Genomic DNA, 19969 nt, shown 5'->3' with positions numbered 1-19969 from the left:
AGCGACGAAGCGATCCATCTATCCCCGAGTGGAGAGGTGGATTGCTTCCCTTCGCTCGCAATGACGGGGATGACGGTCGTGGCATACCTGACCGAATTCAAGGCGCGGCCTTAGAATCGGGCATGCCCCGGCTTGAACCGGCCATTCGAAAGGGATAACCAGCCATCCGACTGATTATCCACCCTCACTCTTCGTCTCAGAAGGACAAATTTCCCATGGCGCGCGACAAGATTGCTTTGATTGGCTCCGGTCAGATCGGCGGAACGCTGGCTCACCTCGTCGGCCTGAAGGAGCTTGGCGACGTCGTGATGTTCGACATTGCCGAGGGCGTCCCCCAGGGTAAAGCGCTCGACATCGCGCAATCTTCGCCGGTCGACGGTTTCGACGCCCATCTGACAGGCGCCAATTCCTATGAGGCGCTCGATGGCGCCAAGGTCTGCATCGTCACCGCCGGCGTGCCGCGCAAGCCCGGCATGAGCCGCGACGACCTCCTGAGCATCAATCTCAAGGTCATGGAGCAGGTCGGCGCCGGCATCAAGAAGTATGCGCCCGATGCGTTCGTCATCTGCATCACCAACCCGCTGGATGCGATGGTGTGGGCGCTGCAGAAGGCTTCCGGCCTGCCGCACAAGAAGGTGGTGGGCATGGCTGGCGTGCTCGACTCCGCGCGGTTCCGCTACTTCCTGGCCGACGAATTCCACGTCTCGGTCGAGGACGTCACCGCTTTCGTGCTCGGCGGCCATGGCGACACCATGGTGCCGTTGACGCGCTACTCCACGGTCGCCGGCATTCCGCTGCCCGACCTCGTCAAGATGGGCTGGACCTCGCAGACCCGCATCGACGAGATCGTCGACCGCACCCGCAACGGCGGCGCTGAGATCGTCAATCTCCTGAAGACCGGTTCGGCGTTCTACGCCCCGGCCGCTTCGGCGATCGCGATGGCCGAGAGCTATCTGAAGGACAAGAAGCGCGTGCTGCCCTGCGCCGCCTATCTCAACGGCGAGTACAGCGTGAAGGACATGTATGTCGGCGTCCCCGTCGTGATCGGCTCGAAGGGCGTCGAGCGCATCGTCGAGATCGAGCTGGCCGGCAAGGATCGCGAAGCCTTCGACAAGTCGGTCGGCGCGGTTCAGGGCCTGGTCGACGCCTGCAAGAAGATCGCGCCCGACTTGCTCGGTCGTTGATTTTACTCAGCTTTCGCCCCTTGCCGGGGCGAAAGTTTTTCAGGTTGCAGTTATCTTGGTATATGGTATGCCAACTACCAATGCCGGTGAACTGTAAAACTCGCCGCTAAGGGTTTTGGGGAGCGTCCAAATGAATATCCACGAATACCAGGCCAAGGCTCTGCTGCATGAATTCGGCGTGCCGATTTCGCGTGGCGTGCCTGTCTTGAAGGCCTCGGATTCGGAAGCTGCCGCCAAACAGCTTCCCGGCCCGATCTGGGTGGTGAAGAGCCAGATCCATGCCGGCGGCCGCGGCAAGGGCAAATTCAAGGAAGCTTCCGCCGGCGACAAGGGCGGCGTCCGCATCGCGAAATCAGTCGCCGAGGTCAACGAATTCGCCAAGCAGATGCTGGGGGCGACGCTGGTCACGGTGCAGACCGGGCCGCAGGGCAAGCAGGTCAATCGCCTCTACATCGAGGAAGGCTCCGACATCGACAAGGAGTTTTATCTCTCAATCCTGGTCGACCGTGAAACTTCCGAAGTCGCGTTCGTGGTCTCGACCGAAGGCGGCGTCAATATCGAGGACGTCGCCCACAACACGCCTGAGAAGATCGTGACATTCTCCGTCGATCCGGCAACCGGCATCATGGCTCATCACGGCCGCACGGTCGCGAAGGCCCTGAAGCTCACCGGCGATCTTGCCAAGCAGGCGGAGAAGCTGGTGACGCAGCTCTACACGGCCTTCGTTGCCAAGGACATGGCGATGCTGGAGATCAATCCGCTCGTCGTCACCAAGCAGGGCGAACTGCGCGTGCTCGATGCCAAGGTGTCGTTCGACGACAACGCGCTGTTCCGCCATCCCGACGTGGCGGTGGCGTTGCGCGATTTGACCGAGGAAGATGCCAAGGAGGTCGAGGCGTCGAAGTACGACCTCAATTACGTCACGCTCGACGGCACCATCGGCTGCATGGTCAACGGCGCCGGCCTTGCGATGGCGACCATGGACATCATCAAGCTCTACGGCATGGAGCCCGCCAACTTCCTCGACGTCGGCGGCGGCGCCAGCAAGGAGAAGGTGGCGGCGGCGTTCAAGATCATAACCGCCGACCCGAACGTGAAGGGCATCCTGGTCAACATCTTCGGCGGCATCATGAAGTGCGACATCATCGCCGAAGGCGTGGTCGCCGCCGTGAAGGAAGTCGGCCTGAAAGTGCCGCTGGTGGTGCGGCTCGAAGGCACCAATGTCGACGCCGGCAAGCAGATCATCCGCGAATCCGGCCTCAACGTGGTACCTGCCGACAATCTCGACGATGCCGCACAGAAAATCGTGAAAGCCGTCAAGGGAGGCTAGCGATGGCTGACCATCTCGCCGCACCGACACCGCTGGAAGAACACCGCCGGCTCGCGGTTTTTGCGGGCGAGTGGGCGGGCGAGGAAATGGTCTATCCGTCGCGCTGGACCGCAGGCGGTCCGGCGACCTCGCATGTGGTCGCGCGCGTCGATCTCAACGGCTTTTACCTGATTCAGGACACCCGTCAGATGCGCGACGGCAAGGAGGCTTTCGCCACCCACGGCGTGTTCACCTATGACCGCGACGACCGGACCTACAAATTATTCTGGCACGATTCGCTCGGCTACTATTCGCCGGCGCCGGCCTCGGGCGCCTGGGTCGGCAACAAGCTGACCCTGGTGCGCGGCTCGCTGCGCGGCAATGCGCGCCACGTCTACGAAGTCGTCGACGACAACAACTACACCATGAAGATCCAGTTCTCGCCTGATGCCGAAGGATGGGCCGACGTGCTCACCGGCACGTACCGTCGCATTCATTAACCCCCTCGTTCACGGTCACCGAAGAAAGCGTTCGCAATCATGTCCGTTCTGATCGACAGCAACACCAAAGTCATCTGCCAGGGTTTTACGGGCAAGAACGGCACGTTCCATTCGGAAGCCGCGATCGCGTATGGCACCAAGATGGTCGGCGGCACCTCGCCGGGTAAGGGCGGCTCGACGCATCTCGGCTTGCCCGTCTTCGACACCGTTCGTGAGGCGCGCGAGAAGACCGGCGCTGACGCCAGCGTGATCTATGTCCCGCCGCCGGGTGCGGCAGACGCGATCTGCGAAGCGATCGATGCGGAGATTCCGCTGATCGTCTGCATCACCGAGGGCATTCCGGTGCTGGACATGGTGCGCGTGAAGCGTTCGTTGTCGGGATCGAAATCCCGCCTGATCGGGCCGAACTGCCCGGGCGTGATGACGGCGGGCGAGTGCAAGATCGGCATCATGCCGGCCAATATCTTCAAGCCGGGCAGCGTCGGGATCGTTTCCCGTTCGGGCACGTTGACTTATGAGGCCGTTTTCCAGACCACCCAGGAGGGCCTCGGTCAGACCACCGCGGTCGGCATCGGCGGCGACCCGGTCAAGGGTACCGAATTCATCGACGTGCTGGAGATGTTCCTCAAGGACGAGAAAACCACCTCGATCATCATGATTGGTGAAATCGGCGGCTCGGCCGAGGAAGACGCCGCCCAGTTCATCAAGGACGAAGCCAAGCGCGGCCGGAAAAAGCCGATGGTTGGCTTCATCGCGGGCGTCACCGCCCCTCCCGGCCGCCGCATGGGGCATGCCGGTGCCATCATTTCCGGCGGCAAGGGTGACGCAGGTTCCAAGACGGCGGCCATGGAGGCGGCCGGAATTACGGTGTCTCCGTCGCCGGCACGGCTCGGACATACCCTTGCCGAAAAGTTGAAATCTTAATTCAGTTCTTGGTCCTTTTAGGCGGGAATATCCGTCTTAAATAGGGTAAAGCTTCTTACCGAGCTGGTTCGGGCCTCCCGGACCGGCTACAGCGCCGTTTTCCACGCGCAAAGCGAAACTCACCAGGACGCCATCATGTCTCGCCAGGACGCGAACGCAGCATTTGCCCTTTCCTCATTTTTGCAAGGCACCAACGCCACCTATATCGACGAGCTCTACGCCCGCTACGAGCAGGACCCCGGCTCGGTCGACAGCGACTGGCAGCAATTCTTCAAGAGCCTGAAAGACACCCCGGCCGACGTCCAGAAGAACGCCGAGGGGCCTTCCTGGGGCCGCGACAACTGGCCGATCACGCCGCAGGACGAACTGACCTCGGCGCTGGACGGTAACTGGGTCACCGTCGAGAGGGCCGTCGGCGCCAAGCTAGCCGCCAAGGCGCAGGCCAAGGGCGCCGAACTATCCCCTGCCGACGTCAACCAGGCGACGCGCGATTCGGTTCGCGCCCTGATGCTGATCCGCGCCTACCGCATGCGCGGTCATTTCCACGCCAAGCTCGATCCGCTCGGCATCGAAGCGCCGCGCGATCGCGAAGAGCTCGATCCGCGCACCTATGGCTTCACCGAGGCCGATTTCGACCGCAAGATCTTCCTCGATCATGTGCTCGGGCTCGAATACGGCTCGCTGCGCGAGATCGTCGCGATCTGCGAGCGCACCTACTGCCAGACGCTCGGCGTCGAGTTCATGCACATCAGCAACGCGGCGCAGAAGGCCTGGATCCAGGAGCGCATCGAGGGGCCGGACAAGGAAATCAGTTTTACGCCGGAAGGGCGCCGCGCCATCCTCAACAAGCTGATCGAAGCCGAAGGTTTCGAAAAATTCTGCGATCTCAAATTCACCGGCACCAAGCGTTTCGGCCTCGACGGGGCCGAGTCGTTGATCCCCGCGCTGGAGCAGATCATCAAGCGCGGCGGCAATCTCGGCGTGAAGGAGATCGTTTTGGGCATGCCGCATCGCGGCCGCCTCAACGTGCTGACGCAGGTGATGGGCAAGTCGCACCGCGCGCTGTTCCATGAATTCAAGGGCGGCTCCGCCAATCCCGAGGACGTCGAAGGCTCGGGCGACGTGAAGTATCACCTCGGCGCGTCGTCCGACCGCGAGTTCGACGGCAACAAGATCCATCTGTCGCTGACCGCCAACCCGTCGCATCTGGAAATCGTCGACCCCGTCGTGCTCGGCAAGGTGCGCGCCAAGCAGGACCAGCACGGCGATCCGCCCGACATGCGCATCTCGGTGCTGCCGCTGCTGCTGCACGGCGACGCCGCGTTCGCCGGCCAGGGCGTGGTGGCGGAATGCTTCAGCCTCTCCGACCTGAAGGGCTACCGCACCGGCGGCTCGCTGCATTTCATCGTCAACAACCAGATCGGCTTCACCACCTATCCGCGCTATTCGCGTTCCTCGCCATATCCGTCCGACGTGGCGAAGATGATCGATGCGCCGATCTTCCACGTGAACGGCGACGATCCGGAAGCGGTGGTGTTCGCGGCGAAGGTCGCGATCGAGTTCCGGCAGAAATTCCACAAGCCGGTCGTGATCGACATGTTCTGCTATCGCAGGCACGGCCATAACGAGGGCGATGAGCCGGCGTTTACCCAGCCGGTGATGTACAAGCACATCGCCTCGCATCCGTCGACGCTCGAACTCTACGCCAAGCGCCTGGTCGCCGACGGCGTGCTGACCGAAGGCGAGGTCGGGAAGGCGAAGGCCGACTGGCGCGCGCGGCTCGATGCCGAGCTCGAGGCAGGCTCCGGCTACAAGCCCAACAAGGCCGACTGGCTCGACGGGAAATGGGCCGGCTTCAAATCCGCCGACCAGGAAGAAGACGCTCGCCGCGGCGTCACCGGCGTCGATGTCGGTATCCTCAAGGATATCGGGCGCAAGATCACCAAGGTGCCGGACGGTTTCCGGGTTCACCGCACGATCCAGCGTTTCCTGGAAAACCGCGCCAAGGCCATCGACAACGGTGTCGGCATCGACTGGGCGACCGGCGAAGCGCTGGCGTTCTGCACGCTGATGCAGGAAGGCCACCACGTCCGGCTATCCGGCCAGGATTCCGAACGCGGCACCTTCTCGCAGCGCCATTCGGTGCTGATCGACCAGGAAGACGAGAGCCGCTACACGCCGTTCAACCACCTTGGCCACGATCAGGGCCACTACGAGGTCATCAACTCGCTGCTGTCCGAAGAGGCGGTGCTCGGCTTCGAGTACGGTTATTCGCTGGCCGAGCCGAAGGCGCTGGCGATGTGGGAAGCCCAGTTCGGTGACTTCGCCAACGGTGCGCAGGTGCTGTTCGACCAGTTCATCTCTTCCGGCGAACGCAAATGGCTGCGCATGTCCGGTCTCGTCTGCTTGCTGCCACATGGCTATGAAGGGCAGGGACCGGAGCACTCCTCGGCGCGGCTTGAGCGTTTCCTGCAGATGTGCGCCGAAGACAACATGCAGGTGGTGTATCCGACCACGCCGGCGAATTACTTCCACGTGCTACGGCGCCAGTTACATCGCGAGATCCGCAAGCCCCTGATCGTGATGACGCCGAAGTCGCTGTTGCGCCACAAGCGCGCGGTCTCGCGGCTCGATGAGCTCGGCAAGGACACGACGTTCCACCGCATTCTGTACGATGACGCGCAGATGCTGCCCGACGAGAAGATCAAGCTGGCGCCTGACGACAAGATCCGCCGCGTCCTGCTGTGCTCGGGCAAGGTCTATTACGATCTTTACGAGGAGCGCGAGAAGCGCGGCATCGACGACATCTACATCCTGCGCGTCGAGCAGCTCTATCCGGTGCCGCTGAAGGCGCTGGTGCAGGAGCTCGTCCGCTTCAAGAACGCCGAAGTGGTGTGGTGCCAGGAAGAGCCGCGCAACATGGGCGCATGGCATTTCATCGAGCCCTACCTCGAATGGGTGCTGAACCAGATCCACGCGCCGAACCGGCGTCCGCGTTACGCCGGCCGCGCCGCCTCGGCGGCAACCGCCACCGGTTTGATGTCGAAGCATCTGGCGCAACTCAAGGCCATGCTGGATGAGGCGCTGAACTAGCAATTGCCCCAAGTCGTCATGCCCGGGGCAAAGGCGCGCAGTGCCGTCTTCGCCCCAATGTCCCGGGCATCCACGTCTTGCTTGTCAAAATTGTCTTAGGGCGTGGATGGCTGGGACGAGCCCGGCCATGACGCAAAGAGGAAAAATACCATGACTGAAATTCGTGTTCCGACGCTCGGCGAGTCCGTGACGGAAGCCACCATCGGCCGCTGGTTCAAGAAGGCCGGCGAGGCGGTGGCGGTGGATGAGCCGCTGGTCGAGCTCGAGACCGACAAGGTCACCATCGAAGTGCCGGCGCCATCCGCCGGCGTGCTCGGCGAGATCGCGGCCAAGGACGGCGAGACCGTCGCCGTCGGCGCGCTGCTCGGGCAGATCAATGAAGGTGCCGCCGGCGCCGCCAAGCCGGCCGCGGCCGCACCCGCCAAGACCACCGCTCCGGCTGCAGCGCCCGCCGCGGCACCTGCTGCGGCTCCGAAGGCTGCGGCAGCAGATGCGCCGCTGGCGCCGTCGGTTCGCAAACTTTCCGCCGAGAGCGGCATCGATGCGGCGACTGTACCCGGCTCCGGCAAGGACGGCCGCGTCACCAAGGGCGACATGTTGGCCGCGATCGAGAAGGCGGCGTCGGCGCCGACCCCGGTCAATCAGCCGGCCGCTTCCGTGCAGGTCCGCGCGCCGTCGCCGGCCGATGATGCCGCGCGCGAAGAGCGCGTGAAGATGACGCGGCTGCGCCAGACCATCGCGCGGCGGCTGAAGGACGTGCAGAACACGGCCGCGATGCTCACGACCTTCAACGAGGTCGACATGAGCCACATCATGGCGATGCGCGCGCAGTACAAGGACGTGTTCGAGAAGAAGCATGGCTCGAAGCTCGGCTTCATGGGCTTCTTCACCAAGGCGGTGGTGCAGGCGCTGAAGGACATCCCGGCCGTCAATGCCGAGATCGACGGCACCGATTTGATCTACAAGAACTATTACCACATCGGCGTCGCCGTCGGCACCGACAAGGGTTTGGTCGTGCCTGTGGTGCGCGACTGCGACCACAGGTCGATCTCCGACATCGAAAAATCGATCGCCGATTTCGGCCGCCGCGCCCGCGACGGCCAGCTCAAGATCGACGAGATGCAGGGCGGCACCTTCACCATCACCAATGGCGGCATCTACGGTTCGCTGATGTCGACGCCGATCCTCAACGCCCCGCAATCCGGCATCTTGGGCATGCACAAGATCCAGGAGCGGCCGATGGTGATCGGCGGCAAGATCGAGGTGCGCCCGATGATGTATCTGGCGCTGTCCTATGATCACCGCGTGATCGACGGCAAGGAGGCGGTGACGTTCCTGGTGCGCGTCAAGGAGAGCCTGGAGGATCCCGCGCGGCTGGTGCTGGATCTCTGACACAACACGCTTGCCGGCGTCGGCGCTCATGCCTGCGCCGCAAGCCGTGGATCATGCACGTTGATTTGTGGGGCCTGATGTGACGGACAAGCTTGTTGTGATCACCGGCGGCAGCCGCGGCATCGGCCGTGCGGCCGCCATCGCCGCCGCCGCGCGCGGCTTTCGCGTCGTGGTCGGCTACGCCAGCAACAAGGCGGCGGCCGATGAGGTCGTCTCGCTGATCGAACGCAAGAATGGCAAGGCGATCGCCGTGAAGTGCGACGTTGGCAGCGAGGCGGACATTCTCGCGCTGTTCAAGGCCGCCGACGACTTCGGGACGCTTGGGGCGCTCGTCAACAATGCCGGCATTGTCGGCCCGTCGATACGTGTCGAGGAGATGTCGGCCGAGCGCATCCAGCGCATGATGGCAGTCAACGTCACCGGCAGCATTTTATGCGCGCGCGAAGCCGTGAGGCGGATGTCGACCCGCAACGGCGGCGCGGGCGGCGTCATCGTCAATCTTTCCTCGGTCGCGGCGAAACTCGGCTCGCCCAATACATATGTGGATTATGCGGCGTCCAAGGGCGCGGTTGATTCCTTCACCATCGGCCTTGGCTATGAGGTTGCCGGAGAGGGCATTCGGGTCGCCGCGATCCGGCCTGGACTGATCGATACGGATATTCATGCTTCCGGCGGCGAGCCCGACCGCGCGCATCGGCTCGCACATATGGTGCCGATGAAGCGCGTCGGCACCGCCGAAGAAATCGCCAATGCCATCGTCTGGTTGATTTCGGACGAGGCTTCCTACGTCACCAGCGCCATCCTGGATGTATCGGGCGGCCGGTAATACCTGACACCTTATCTCAGCTACAGGACTTCATCATGGCTTCCTACGATCTCGTCGTCATCGGCACCGGTCCGGGCGGATATGTCTGCGCGGTGCGCGCGGCGCAACTCGGCATGAAGGTCGCTGTCGTCGAGAAGAATCCGACGCTGGGCGGCACCTGCCTCAATGTCGGCTGCATGCCGTCGAAGGCGCTGCTGCATGCTTCCGAAATGTTCGAGGAGGCCGCGCATTCCTTTGCCAAGATGGGCGTCAGCATTTCCGCGCCAAAGCTCGATCTGCCGTCGATGATGAATTTCAAGCAGCAGGGCATCGACGGCAACGTCAAGGGTGTCGAGTTCCTGATGAAGAAGAACAAGATCGACGTCCTCTACGGCGCCGGCAAGATTCTCGGTACCGGCAAGGTCGAGGTCAGCGCTAACGGCAAGTCGCAGACGGTCGAGACCAAGAACATCGTCATCGCCACCGGCTCCGACATCGCGCGGCTGAAGGGCATCGAGATCGACGAGAAGCGCGTGGTGTCGTCGACCGGCGCGCTGTCGCTTGAGAAGGTGCCGGAGAGGCTGCTCATCATTGGTGCTGGCGTGATCGGGCTGGAGCTCGGCTCGGTCTGGAAACGGCTTGGCGCTGACGTCATGGTCGTCGAATTCCTCGATCGCATCCTGCCCGGCATGGATGGGGAAGTCGCCAAGCAATTCCAGCGCATCCTCGAAAAGCAAGGCTTTGTATTCAAGCTCGGCGCCAAGGTGACGGCGGTCGACGCTTCCGGCAAGACGTTGAAGGCAACGGTGGAGCCGGCGGCGGGCGGCGCAGCGGAAACGATTGAGACCGACGTGGTGCTGGTCTGCATCGGCCGCGTGCCCTACACCGAAGGGCTCGGCTGCAAGGAAGCCGGCATCGCGCTCGACAACCGCGGCCGCGTGCAGATCGACGCGCATTTCGCTACCAGCCTGAAAGGCGTCTATGCGATCGGCGACGTGGTGGCGGGACCGATGCTCGCGCACAAGGCCGAGGATGAAGGCGTTGCCTGCGCCGAGATCATTGCAGGGCAGGCGGGCCACGTGAACTACGATGTCATCCCGGGCGTCGTGTATACGACGCCGGAAGTGTCATCGGTCGGCAAGACCGAGGAAGAGCTGAAGCAGGCCGGCGTTGCCTACACCTCAGGCAAATTCCCGTTCACCGCCAACGGCCGCTCCAAGGTCAACCAGACCACTGACGGTTTTGTGAAGGTTCTCGCGGATGCGAAGACCGATCGCGTGCTCGGCGTGCACATTGTCGGCCGCGAGGCCGGCGAAATGATTCAGGAAGCTGCTGTTCTCATGGAGTTTGGCGGTTCTGCCGAGGATCTGGCGCGGACGTGTCACGCGCATCCGACCCGCTCGGAAGCGATCAAGGAAGCCGCGCTTGCGGTCGGCAAACGCGCCATCCATATGTGATCGACGTCCGGCAGAGCATGATTGAAGAAGCGGCTATCCATTCTCGAAAAGACCATGCTTGGAACGTAGAGATAGAGCGGAGCGACCAATCAAGAATGTCATTCCTCTCTAAAGATCACGATCGATGATGCGCCGCCTACTTCAGCCGTTCTGGGTCCTGCTTGCGGTCATCTTCCTGATCGAAGCCTGGCTGTGGGATCATCTCGAGCCGATCGTCGAGCGCATCGTTGCGCTGATTCCGCTTCGCGCCTTCAAGCGATGGCTGTCCGATCGGGTCGATGCGCTGTCGCCGGCGATGACGCTGATCGTGTTTGCCGTGCCTGTCATCCCGCTGTTTCCGCTCAAGCTGGCCGGGCTCTGGCTACTGGCGCACCAATACTGGTTCAGCGCGGCGGTTGTGATCGTGTTCGGCAAATTGCTCGGCGTCGGCGTCACCGCGTTCATCTTCGACGTGACGCGGCCGAAGCTGCTGCAGATGGCGTGGTTCAAGAAGACCTATGAATTCGTCATGGCGATGCGCGCCAAGGCGGCCGCCCTGGTCCATCCAATCAAGCAGCGCATCCGCGAAATCCTGCGTGGCAACGGCGAGGGCTGGTCATCGCGCATGCTGCGCACGATCGCGCGCTTCCGCAGGAGCGTGCACGAAGCGCGGTAGCTTCTTGCTGTCGTCGCCCGGCTTGACCGGGCGACCCAGTATTTCAGAGACGCCGGTGATTGAGTCGAGAAGCCGCGGCGTACTGGATGCCCCGCCTTCGCGGGGCATGACACTCAATGCAAATGCAAAAGATGCGGGGCGTAGAGGCCGAGCGCGGTGATGCCGATGCCGGCGATCGCCAATATGCCGGAGACCCAGGCCAGCACGATCATGCCGGTGATGATGGTGGCGGACGCCAGCACGATGCCGATCTGGAAGGCGGCTGAAGCGATTTCGTAGTGGTGATATTTTGCGGTCGCCTCGTCGCGCTCGTGCTCGGCGTGCTTGGCGCGTTTTGCCAACTCTTCCGAACCTTCGCCGGTGTCCGGCTCCGAGCGATAGCGCTGCGCAGTCTTGTTCCAGTCGTCGATCTGCTTCTGCAGTGCCGCCTTTGCGCCATCGTCGCCGACGGTGCCGAGGCTGAGCTTGGCGTGTTCGGCGGTGGCCTGCACCACGGTGCGGCGGATGCTCTTGGCCTGGAAGAATGCCCAGAGATTCGAAGCCTCGACATTCTTGCTGATGGCTTCGGTCTGTGCGCCCTTGCCCAGCGTTTCCGACAGCGCCAGAAACAGGGCGATCACCGCGATCAGCAACGCGATCTTCTTGTTCGACCCCGAAGCGTGCTCGGCATGCTCCGCATGCTCCATGCTTTCATGTGCGCCCATTTATATTCCCCTCCTGTCGGTTGACGCGCGCACGATTGCCGGAACCGCAACGCGAGCGCAAGAGGTCAGCTAAGGAAGCCACCGATGTGACGGGAGTATGTCGACGCCGAGCGCCGAGATTCAGCCGCGCGGATGCGCACTCTTGTACACTTCCAAGAGCCGCTCGCTGTCGATCCCGGTGTAGATCTGGGTGGTCGAGAGCGAGGCGTGGCCGAGCAGTTCCTGGATCGCGCGCAGATCGCCGCCGCGGCTGAGCAGATGGGTTGCGAAAGAATGCCGCAGCGCGTGCGGGGTGGCGCTGTCGGGTAGCCCCAGCGCGCCGCGCAGTCGCTCCATGGTGAGCTGGATGATCCGTGGGGAAAGCGGTCCGCCGCGCGCGCCGACGAAGATCGGGCCGGCCGGCGGCAATGAATGCGGGCACATCGCAACGTAATCGGCGATCAGCGCCAGCACGTTTTGGAGCACCGGCACCATGCGGGTCTTGTTGCCCTTGCCGGTGACGATAATGACGTCGCCTTCGCCCGGTTTGGGCACGTCCTGGCGTTTCAGTCCCAGCGCTTCGGAGATACGCAAGCCAGATCCATAGAGCAGCGCCATCACCGCGGCGTCGCGCGCGAGAATCCAGGGATCACGTTCCTCGCCGGCGCGCTCGTCGGCATCGGCAAAGCGCCTGGCGGCGGCCATCTGGATCGGCTTCGGCAGGCTTTTTGCAATTTTCGGCGCGCGGATCGCGGACAGAGCTCCGACCTTGCCCTTGCCCTCCCGTTCGAGGTAGCGGCCGAACGACCGCAACCCCGCCAGCGCCCGCATCAGCGAGCGCCCGGCGATGTCGTCGGCACGGCGCATCGCCATGAAAGCCCTGACGTCGGTGGCCTCCAGCGCTGCAAATCGTTTCAGCGTGACCTTCTCACCCCAGTGTTCGGCAAGGAAAGTGAGGCATTGGCGGAGGTCGCGGGCGTAGGCTTCGAGCGTCTTTGGCGATAGCCGCCGTTCGGCGCGCAGATGCGTCAGCCAGCGGGTCATCTCCCGCGCGAGACCTTCGTCGGCGCATTCGAGCTCGATCGCTTGCAGTGGCGGAACTTCCCTGGCCATCATCCTTGCTTTCGAGAGCTAGCCTTGAGAGCTTGTCTTGGAGACGGTGATTCAGCGCATTATATCGCACCTCTTTCGTTTACCGTTCGCTAACCGGCCGGGGCGGCGCTAGCTTCGCTCCGGATACCTCAAGCCCGATTCCCCCTGATGGACCACGCCACCCGCCAAACCAGCTCATCGGCCTCGTCGACCCGCGTCGTCGACGTGCTGGTGCCGGTCGCGCTCAATCAGAACTATTCCTACCGCGTGCCGCGCGGCATGGAGCTGAGGGCAGGCGATGTCGTTTGCGTGCCGCTCGGGCCGCGCGAGGTGGTGGCGGTGGTGTGGGCGGAGAACGCCAATCCCGATCCGCGCCTGCACAACCGCCTGAAGGACGTCGGCGAAAAGCTCGACGTGCCGCCGCTTAAGGAGGAATTGCGCAGTCTCGTCGATTGGGTCGCCAACTACACGCTGTCCGCGCGCGGCATGGTGCTGCGCATGGCCTTGCGGATGGGCGAAAACCTCGGGCCCGAACGGATGCGCCTCGGCGTGCGGCTGGTAGGCGAGCCGCCGCAGCGCCTGACACCGGCGCGACGGCGGCTGATCGAGGTGCTGTCGGACGGCCTGCTGCACGGCAAGTCGGATGCGGCGCGGGAGGCGGGCGTCAGCTCAGGCGTGGTCGACGGCCTTGTCGATGAGGGAACCCTTGCCGTCGAGGCGATGCCGCCGCCGCTGGCGCCGCCGGCGCCCGATCCGTCGTTTGCGCAGCCGGAATTTTCCTACCAGCAGCGCGCGGCAGTCGACATGATGCGCGCGCTTGCCGCCAACGGCACGTTTCACGTCGCGCTGCTCGACGGCGTCACCGGATCGGGTAAGACGGAAGTCTATTTCGAGGCGATTGCGGAAGTCGTCCGGCGCGGCAAGCAGACGCTGATCCTGATGCCGGAGATCGCGCTGACCGGGCAATTCCTCGACCGCTTCGCCCAGCGTTTCGGCGTGCGTCCACTGGAATGGCACTCCGAACTGACGCCGCGCACACGGCAGCGCAATTGGGCGGCGATATCGGCGGGTGAAGCGCCGGTCGTGGTCGGCGCGCGCTCGGCGCTGTTTCTGCCCTATGCGGATCTGGGTCTCATCATTGTCGACGAGGAGCACGACCAGGCCTACAAGCAGGATGACGGCGCGCATTACCATGCCCGCGACATGGCAGTGGTGCGCGCGCATATCGCCAAAATCCCGATCGTGCTGGCGTCCGCGACGCCGTCGGTCGAATCGGAAGTCAATGCACGCAAGGGGCGCTATCAGCGCGTCGCGCTGCCGTCGCGTTTCGGTGGCCAGCACATGCCGCATATCGAGGCGATCGATTTGCGCCGTGCGCCGCCGCCGCGCGGCCGCTTCATCTCGCCGCCGCTCGCCGAGCAGATTCGGTTCGCGATCGAGAAACGCGAACAGGCGCTGTTGTTCCTGAACCGCCGCGGTTACGCGCCGCTGACGTTATGCCGCGCCTGCGGCCATCGCTTTGCCTGCACCATCTGCGACGCCTGGCTGGTGGATCACCGGTTTCGCCAGCGGCTGGTCTGCCACCATTGCGGCTTCTCGATGCCGCGCCCGAATATCTGCCCGCATTGCCAGGCTGAGGAATCGCTGGTCGCGGTCGGCCCCGGTGTCGAGCGCCTGCAGGAGGAGGCGGCTGCGCTGTTTCCGGAAGCGCGCACCATGGTGCTGTCGAGCGATCTCATCACCTCGATCGAGACCATGCGCAGCGAGCTGAACGAAATCGCCGAAGGTCGCGTCGACATCATCATCGGCACGCAACTGGTCGCGAAGGGCCATAATTTCCCGCGGCTCAATCTGGTCGGCGTGGTCGATGCGGATCTGGGCCTCGGCAATGGTGATCCGCGCGCTGCTGAGCGCACGTTCCAACTGCTCAATCAGGTGATCGGGCGTGCGGGGCGCGATCAGGGCCGCGGCGTCGGGTACCTGCAGACCCATCAGCCCGAACATCCCGTGATGAAGGCCTTGGTCGCCAACGACCGTGAGGCGTTTTACGCCAGCGAAATCGACTCCCGCGAGCGCACCGGCTATCCGCCGTTCGGCCGGCTCGCCAGCCTGATCATTTCCGCAGGCGACCGGCCGACCGCGGAAGGCTTTGCGCGCCGCCTTGCCGCTGTGGCGCCGATCGACGAGCGCATCCAGGTGCTGGGACCTGCCGAAGCGCCGCTTGCGGTGATCAAGGGTCGCTATCGGTTCCGGATACTGGTGAAGTCGCTGCGCAATGTCGACCTCTCGGAATATTTGCGCGCGTGGCTCGCCGCGGGTCCGAAGACCAAGGGCAATCTCAAACTCGAAGTCGACGTCGATCCGCAGAGCTTTTTGTAACACCCTCCCCTGGAGGGGTCCGAGACGAGCAAAGCTCGCTCGTGGGTCGACGCGAAGCGGCGGGGTGGGATGACGGTCCATCCTTTCGATCAGTGCCCGAGTGGAGAGATCACCCCACTCCGTCTCACATTCGCTGTGCTCATGTGAGCCGACCTCCCCCTCCAGGGAAGGGTAAACAAAAAGCCTGCCGTCATTTGCGACGGCAGGCCTTTGTTGCCGCGGAAAGTTCCGCAGGCAGTTACGCAACGCAACGCTTACGCGATCTGATGAACGGCGCGCGATCGCGCGCCTTAGATGACCTCGGCGGTGACGTGGCCGACGCCGGCGCCGGTCAGGCCGATGGCCCGGGCAGCACCCGTGGACAGGTCGAGCACGCGTCCCTTGATGAAGGGACCACGGTCGTTGATCGTGACGATTACGCTCTGGCCGCGATGGGTGACGCGGAGCTTGGTGCCGAATGGCAGCGAGCGGTGGGCCGCGGTCATGGCGTTCTGATTGAAGCGCTGTCCAGAGGCGGTCTTGCTGCCGGATTCATTGCCGTAAAACGAGGCCTTTCCCGAGAAGCCGCGCCCGGTGCTCTGGCCGATCGAGGCGTTGGCGTTCAGCCAGTTGCCGGCGGCCTTGGCCTTGCTGGCGTGATGGTGGTGATGACGATGATGCCTGGATTTTGCAGAAGCTTCGGTGACGGCGCCACCGACCAGGAGAGTTGCGGCGATCAAGGCGAGCGCCGTACGCGACCGGGTTAGAGTTCCCGGCACCACATTATTGGTATGCAACATTAAACTAGTCCCTCAGATAGTATTTGCCACATACGTGACAAATGGAACCCCCGTCCCAACTTCAGGGGGCCGTTTGATGAGGCAATGAGGCATGAATTGGGCAGTAAATCGGGAATGTATCGCGCTGACATATCTTGTTACCGTCGAGCGATATTCCGTAATCTTGCGCATTAATAGACTTTTAACAAAATCAATACTCATTATTACTTAATAATACAGTCATCGCACATCGAGTAAAGATTTGCGCAAGTAATGATCGAATGGAGGCGAGCCGCGCGATTCGTTCCGAACGCTAGCGGTCATAGCGGCCATGCAAATATGGGTGGAACAAATTGGCTGGTCGGGGACACTCCAGATCGCCTGCAACCGCGGGAGTCGAAATTCCGGCGCGCTGATCCCTTCAAGCTGCATTCGACCGGGCCTGAAAACTGACGTGCGACAAGGCATCGCCCGCATGCGGCGTCATGTTGCACCTGCGCGCTTGCTATGTTAGCAAAGCCGCGATTTTAACGATCCCGGCACCTCTCGTGCCGGTCGAAAATCGAAGTCCCGCTTGAATTCCAAGGGCTTGGATCGCTAGGCGCCGCTACCCGTGGCGACGGTTTTTCCCTTGCGAGTTTGACATCTGAAAAGAGCGTCTCTGTGGCTGCTGAAGATCCGTCCGTTTCGGGAGTGTCCGGCCGTTATGCTACGGCCTTGTTCGAGTTGGCGCGCGAGGAGAAATCCGTCGACGCGGTAAGGGCCGATCTCGATAAATTCGAGGCCATGCTGAACGAAAGCGCCGATCTCAAGCGCCTCGTCCGCAGCCCGGTCTTCTCGGCAGATGCGCAGGCCAAGGCGCTCAATGCCCTGCTCGATAAGGCGGGAATTACCGGCATCACCGCCAAATTCCTTAAAGTGTTGACCGCCAACCGCCGGCTGTTCGCCGTGGCCGATGTGATCCGCGCCTTCCGCGCGCTGGTGGCCAAGTTCAAAGGCGAGGCGACCGCCGACGTCACCGTCGCCGAACAGCTCAGTGACAAGAATCTCGACGCGCTGAAGACCGCACTGAAATCGGTGACGGGCAAGGACGTCGCGCTCAACGTGAAAGTCGATCCCTCCATCATTGGCGGCCTTGTGGTCAAGCTCGGCAGCCGCATGGTGGATAGCTCGCTTCGCACCAAACTCAATTCGATCAAGCACGCGATGAAAGAGGCAGGCTGATGGACATCCGCGCCGCGGAAATTTCCGCGATCCTCAAGGACCAGATCAAGAATTTCGGCCAGGAGGCTGAGGTTACCGAAGTCGGGCAGGTGCTGTCCGTCGGTGACGGTATCGCCCGCGTCTACGGTCTGGACAATGTCCAGGCCGGTGAAATGGTCGAGTTCGAGAACGGCACCCGCGGCATGGCGCTGAACCTCGAAACCGACAACGTCGGTATCGTGATCTTCGGCGCCGACCGCGAGATCAAGGAAGGCCAGACCGTCAAGCGTACCCGCGCCATCGTCGACACGCCGGTCGGCAAGGGTCTGCTCGGCCGCGTCGTCGACGCGCTCGGCAACCCGATCGACGGCAAGGGCCCGATCCAGGCTGCCGAACGCAAGCGCGTCGACGTCAAGGCACCCGGCATCATTCCGCGCAAATCGGTGAGCGAGCCGATGGCGACCGGCCTCAAGGCGATCGATGCGCTGATCCCGGTCGGCCGCGGCCAGCGCGAGCTGATCATCGGCGACCGTCAGACCGGCAAGACCGCAATCGCGCTCGACACCATCCTGAACCAGAAGCCGCTCAACGCGCAGCCGGACGAGAACATCAAGCTGTATTGCGTCTACGTCGCGATCGGCCAGAAGCGCTCGACCGTTGCCCAGTTCGTCAAGGTGCTGGAAGAGCAGGGCGCGCTGGAATATTCGATCGTTGTCGCCGCCACCGCGTCCGACCCGGCGCCGATGCAGTACATCGCACCGTTCACCGGCTGCACGATGGGCGAGTACTTCCGCGACAACGGCATGCACGCGGTCATCATCTATGACGACTTGTCCAAGCAGGCCGTCGCCTACCGCCAGATGTCGCTGCTGCTGCGCCGCCCGCCGGGCCGCGAAGCCTATCCGGGCGACGTGTTCTACCTGCACTCCCGCCTGCTCGAGCGCGCGGCGAAGCTCAACAAGGACCAGGGCTCGGGCTCGCTGACGGCGCTGCCGGTCATCGAAACCCAGGCCAACGACGTGTCGGCCTACATCCCGACCAACGTGATTTCGATTACCGACGGTCAGATCTTTCTGGAAACCGACCTGTTCTTCCAGGGCATCCGTCCCGCGGTGAACGTCGGTCTGTCGGTGTCGCGCGTGGGCTCCTCGGCGCAGACCAAGGCGATGAAGAAGGTCGCCGGCAAGATCAAGGGTGAGCTGGCGCAGTACCGCGAAATGGCGGCCTTCGCGCAGTTCGGCTCCGACCTCGACGCTTCGACCCAGCGCCTGCTCAACCGCGGCTCGCGCCTGACTGAACTGTTGAAGCAGCCGCAGTTCTCGCCGCTGAAGATGGAAGAGCAGGTCTGCGTGATCTGGGCCGGCACTAACGGCTATCTCGACCCGCTCCCGCTCAACAAGGTGCGCGCCTTCGAGGACGGCCTGTTGTCGCTGCTGCGCGGCAAGAACGTCGAGATCCTCAACGGCATCCGCGACAGCCGGGATCTCTCTGACGATCTCGCCGGCAAGCTGAAGACCGTGGTCGAAGGTTACGCCAAGACATTTTCTTGACGATTTTGCCGTTGAGGCCCGGCTGCTAGCCGGGTCCGACGAAAGAGTGGCTTGCGGTCGGATCCTCAAGGTCTGATCGCCGGGGTGAACTGAGAATGGCTTCACTTAAAGACATGCGGGTCCGCATCGCCTCGACCAAGGCGACGCAGAAGATCACCAAGGCCATGCAGATGGTCGCGGCGTCGAAGCTGCGGCGCGCGCAGAGCGCCGCCGAAGCGGCCCGGCCCTACGCCGAAAAGATGGATGCGGTGATTTCCAACATCGCCGCTGCTGCCGCCGCCTCGCCCGGCGCGCCGCCGCTGTTGGCCGGCACTGGCAGGGACCAGGTGCATCTGCTGCTCGTCTGCACCGGCGAACGCGGCCTGTGCGGTGCGTTCAATTCGGCGATCGTGCGTCTGGTCCGTGAGCGCGCGCTCTCCCTGATCAACCAGGGCAAGGACGTCAAGATTTTCTGCGTCGGCCGCAAAGGCTACGACCAGCTTCGCCGCACCTTCGATAAGCAGATCGTCGAGCACGTCGATCTGCGCGGGGTTCGCCAGCTCGGCTTCGTCAACGCCGAGGATGTCGCCAAGAAGATCCTGACACGGTTCGAAGCCGGCGAGTTTGACGTCTGCACGCTGTTCTATTCGCGCTTCAAGTCCGTCATCGCGCAGATCCCGACCGCCCAGCAGGTCATTCCGTTGGTGGTCGAAGAGCCGGCCGCCAATGCCCGTCCGTCGACCGCTTACGAATATGAGCCGGAAGAAGACGAGATTCTGGCCCGGCTGTTGCCGCGCAATCTTGCGGTACAGATCTTCCGCGCGCTCCTGGAAAACAACGCCTCTTTCTACGGCGCGCAGATGAGCGCGATGGATAACGCCACCCGCAACGCCGGCGAAATGATCCGCAAGCAAACCCTGGTCTATAACCGAACCCGTCAAGCCCAGATCACCAAGGAGTTGATCGAGATCATCTCCGGCGCCGAGGCGGTCTAGCGCACGAACCA

At 63.1% G+C, this 19969-nt stretch carries 16 protein-coding genes; 13 read left to right on the top strand and 3 right to left on the bottom strand.

Going from position 1 to position 19969, the window contains the following annotated elements; genetic code table 11:
* Nucleotides 1-215 precede the first annotated feature (215 nt).
* The 9 genes from mdh (at nt 216) to V1290_RS17670 (ending at nt 11319) form a co-directional block, all read left to right on the top strand.
* Nucleotides 216-1184 carry a malate dehydrogenase gene (gene mdh / locus V1290_RS17710; protein ID WP_065744744.1) on the top strand — a complete coding sequence of 323 codons (969 nt, stop codon included), beginning with the start codon at nt 216-218 and terminating at the stop codon, nt 1182-1184.
* A 130-nt stretch (nt 1185-1314) separates the two neighbouring features.
* Nucleotides 1315-2514 (top strand): ADP-forming succinate--CoA ligase subunit beta, encoded by a 1200-nt coding sequence (gene sucC / locus V1290_RS17705; protein WP_334365594.1) that lies wholly within the window; start codon nt 1315-1317, stop codon nt 2512-2514.
* A gap of 2 nt (nt 2515-2516) precedes the next feature.
* Nucleotides 2517-2993, top strand: coding sequence for a DUF1579 family protein (locus V1290_RS17700; RefSeq protein WP_065744742.1), 477 nt, complete (start codon nt 2517-2519; stop codon nt 2991-2993).
* A 39-nt stretch (nt 2994-3032) separates the two neighbouring features.
* Complete coding sequence (sucD, locus tag V1290_RS17695; RefSeq protein ID WP_057842589.1) at nt 3033-3917, top strand: succinate--CoA ligase subunit alpha; 885 nt, start codon at nt 3033-3035, stop codon at nt 3915-3917.
* Nucleotides 3918-4052: 135 nt separating this feature from the next.
* On the top strand, nt 4053-7010 hold the full coding sequence (locus tag V1290_RS17690) for a 2-oxoglutarate dehydrogenase E1 component (protein WP_334365593.1): 2958 nt from the start codon (nt 4053-4055) through the stop codon (nt 7008-7010).
* A gap of 150 nt (nt 7011-7160) precedes the next feature.
* Nucleotides 7161-8402: a 2-oxoglutarate dehydrogenase complex dihydrolipoyllysine-residue succinyltransferase gene (gene odhB / locus V1290_RS17685; protein ID WP_334365592.1), complete on the top strand. Its 1242-nt coding sequence runs from the start codon at nt 7161-7163 to the stop codon at nt 8400-8402.
* A gap of 79 nt (nt 8403-8481) precedes the next feature.
* A complete protein-coding gene (locus V1290_RS17680; RefSeq protein ID WP_334365591.1) occupies nt 8482-9228 on the top strand; it encodes an SDR family oxidoreductase in 747 nt (248 codons plus the stop codon).
* A gap of 35 nt (nt 9229-9263) precedes the next feature.
* On the top strand, nt 9264-10664 hold the full coding sequence (gene lpdA, locus V1290_RS17675; RefSeq protein WP_334365590.1) for a dihydrolipoyl dehydrogenase: 1401 nt from the start codon (nt 9264-9266) through the stop codon (nt 10662-10664).
* A gap of 124 nt (nt 10665-10788) precedes the next feature.
* The gene (locus V1290_RS17670) at nt 10789-11319 is read left to right on the top strand and encodes a hypothetical protein (protein ID WP_334365589.1); all 531 of its coding nucleotides are present in this window, start codon (nt 10789-10791) and stop codon (nt 11317-11319) included.
* A gap of 113 nt (nt 11320-11432) precedes the next feature.
* Here V1290_RS17670 and V1290_RS17665 read toward each other — a convergent pair whose 3' ends face one another.
* On the bottom strand, nt 11433-12023 hold the full coding sequence (locus tag V1290_RS17665; RefSeq protein ID WP_334365588.1) for a DUF4337 domain-containing protein: 591 nt from the start codon (nt 12021-12023) through the stop codon (nt 11433-11435).
* A 120-nt stretch (nt 12024-12143) separates the two neighbouring features.
* A complete protein-coding gene (locus V1290_RS17660; RefSeq protein WP_334369074.1) occupies nt 12144-13115 on the bottom strand; it encodes a tyrosine recombinase XerC in 972 nt (323 codons plus the stop codon).
* A gap of 147 nt (nt 13116-13262) precedes the next feature.
* Here V1290_RS17660 and V1290_RS17655 point away from each other — a divergent pair, with 147 nt between their 5' ends.
* Complete coding sequence (locus V1290_RS17655) at nt 13263-15473, top strand: primosomal protein N' (RefSeq protein ID WP_334365587.1); 2211 nt, start codon at nt 13263-13265, stop codon at nt 15471-15473.
* A 290-nt stretch (nt 15474-15763) separates the two neighbouring features.
* Here the strand turns inward: V1290_RS17655 and V1290_RS17650 are convergent, their stop codons facing one another.
* Nucleotides 15764-16252, bottom strand: coding sequence for a septal ring lytic transglycosylase RlpA family protein (locus tag V1290_RS17650; RefSeq protein WP_334365586.1), 489 nt, complete (start codon nt 16250-16252; stop codon nt 15764-15766).
* 642 nt (nt 16253-16894) lie between these two features.
* On the opposite strand from V1290_RS17650, the gene V1290_RS17645 reads away from it, so the two are divergent.
* From V1290_RS17645 to V1290_RS17635, 3 genes are all read left to right on the top strand, one after another.
* Entirely contained in the window at nt 16895-17455 is a 561-nt protein-coding gene (locus V1290_RS17645) for a F0F1 ATP synthase subunit delta (RefSeq protein ID WP_334365585.1), read from the top strand.
* Nucleotides 17455-18984 (top strand): F0F1 ATP synthase subunit alpha, encoded by a 1530-nt coding sequence (gene atpA, locus V1290_RS17640; RefSeq protein WP_334365584.1) that lies wholly within the window; start codon nt 17455-17457, stop codon nt 18982-18984. Before V1290_RS17645 ends, atpA begins: the two co-directional genes overlap by 1 nt.
* 95 nt (nt 18985-19079) lie before the next feature.
* Nucleotides 19080-19958 (top strand): F0F1 ATP synthase subunit gamma, encoded by an 879-nt coding sequence (locus V1290_RS17635; protein ID WP_334365583.1) that lies wholly within the window; start codon nt 19080-19082, stop codon nt 19956-19958.
* Nucleotides 19959-19969 lie beyond the last annotated feature (11 nt).

The organism is Bradyrhizobium sp. AZCC 1578 (assembly GCF_036924675.1).
In the GTDB taxonomy this organism is placed as follows: Bacteria; Pseudomonadota; Alphaproteobacteria; order Rhizobiales; family Xanthobacteraceae; genus Bradyrhizobium.
Note: the sequence above shows the minus strand (reverse complement) of the source record. Positions and strands in the feature narration are given on the sequence as shown.

Coding starts and splice junctions, on each gene's coding strand:
- mdh (WP_065744744.1), top strand. CDS start 216: ATGGCGCGCGACAAGATTGCTTTGATTGGCTCCGGTCAGATCGGCGGA.
- sucC (WP_334365594.1), top strand. CDS start 1,315: ATGAATATCCACGAATACCAGGCCAAGGCTCTGCTGCATGAATTCGGC.
- V1290_RS17700 (WP_065744742.1), top strand. CDS start 2,517: ATGGCTGACCATCTCGCCGCACCGACACCGCTGGAAGAACACCGCCGG.
- sucD (WP_057842589.1), top strand. CDS start 3,033: ATGTCCGTTCTGATCGACAGCAACACCAAAGTCATCTGCCAGGGTTTT.
- V1290_RS17690 (WP_334365593.1), top strand. CDS start 4,053: ATGTCTCGCCAGGACGCGAACGCAGCATTTGCCCTTTCCTCATTTTTG.
- odhB (WP_334365592.1), top strand. CDS start 7,161: ATGACTGAAATTCGTGTTCCGACGCTCGGCGAGTCCGTGACGGAAGCC.
- lpdA (WP_334365590.1), top strand. CDS start 9,264: ATGGCTTCCTACGATCTCGTCGTCATCGGCACCGGTCCGGGCGGATAT.
- V1290_RS17670 (WP_334365589.1), top strand. CDS start 10,789: ATGATGCGCCGCCTACTTCAGCCGTTCTGGGTCCTGCTTGCGGTCATC.
- V1290_RS17665 (WP_334365588.1), bottom strand. CDS start 12,023: ATGGGCGCACATGAAAGCATGGAGCATGCGGAGCATGCCGAGCACGCT.
- V1290_RS17660 (WP_334369074.1), bottom strand. CDS start 13,115: ATGGCCAGGGAAGTTCCGCCACTGCAAGCGATCGAGCTCGAATGCGCC.
- V1290_RS17655 (WP_334365587.1), top strand. CDS start 13,263: ATGGACCACGCCACCCGCCAAACCAGCTCATCGGCCTCGTCGACCCGC.
- V1290_RS17650 (WP_334365586.1), bottom strand. CDS start 16,252: ATGTTGCATACCAATAATGTGGTGCCGGGAACTCTAACCCGGTCGCGT.
- atpA (WP_334365584.1), top strand. CDS start 17,455: ATGGACATCCGCGCCGCGGAAATTTCCGCGATCCTCAAGGACCAGATC.
- V1290_RS17635 (WP_334365583.1), top strand. CDS start 19,080: ATGGCTTCACTTAAAGACATGCGGGTCCGCATCGCCTCGACCAAGGCG.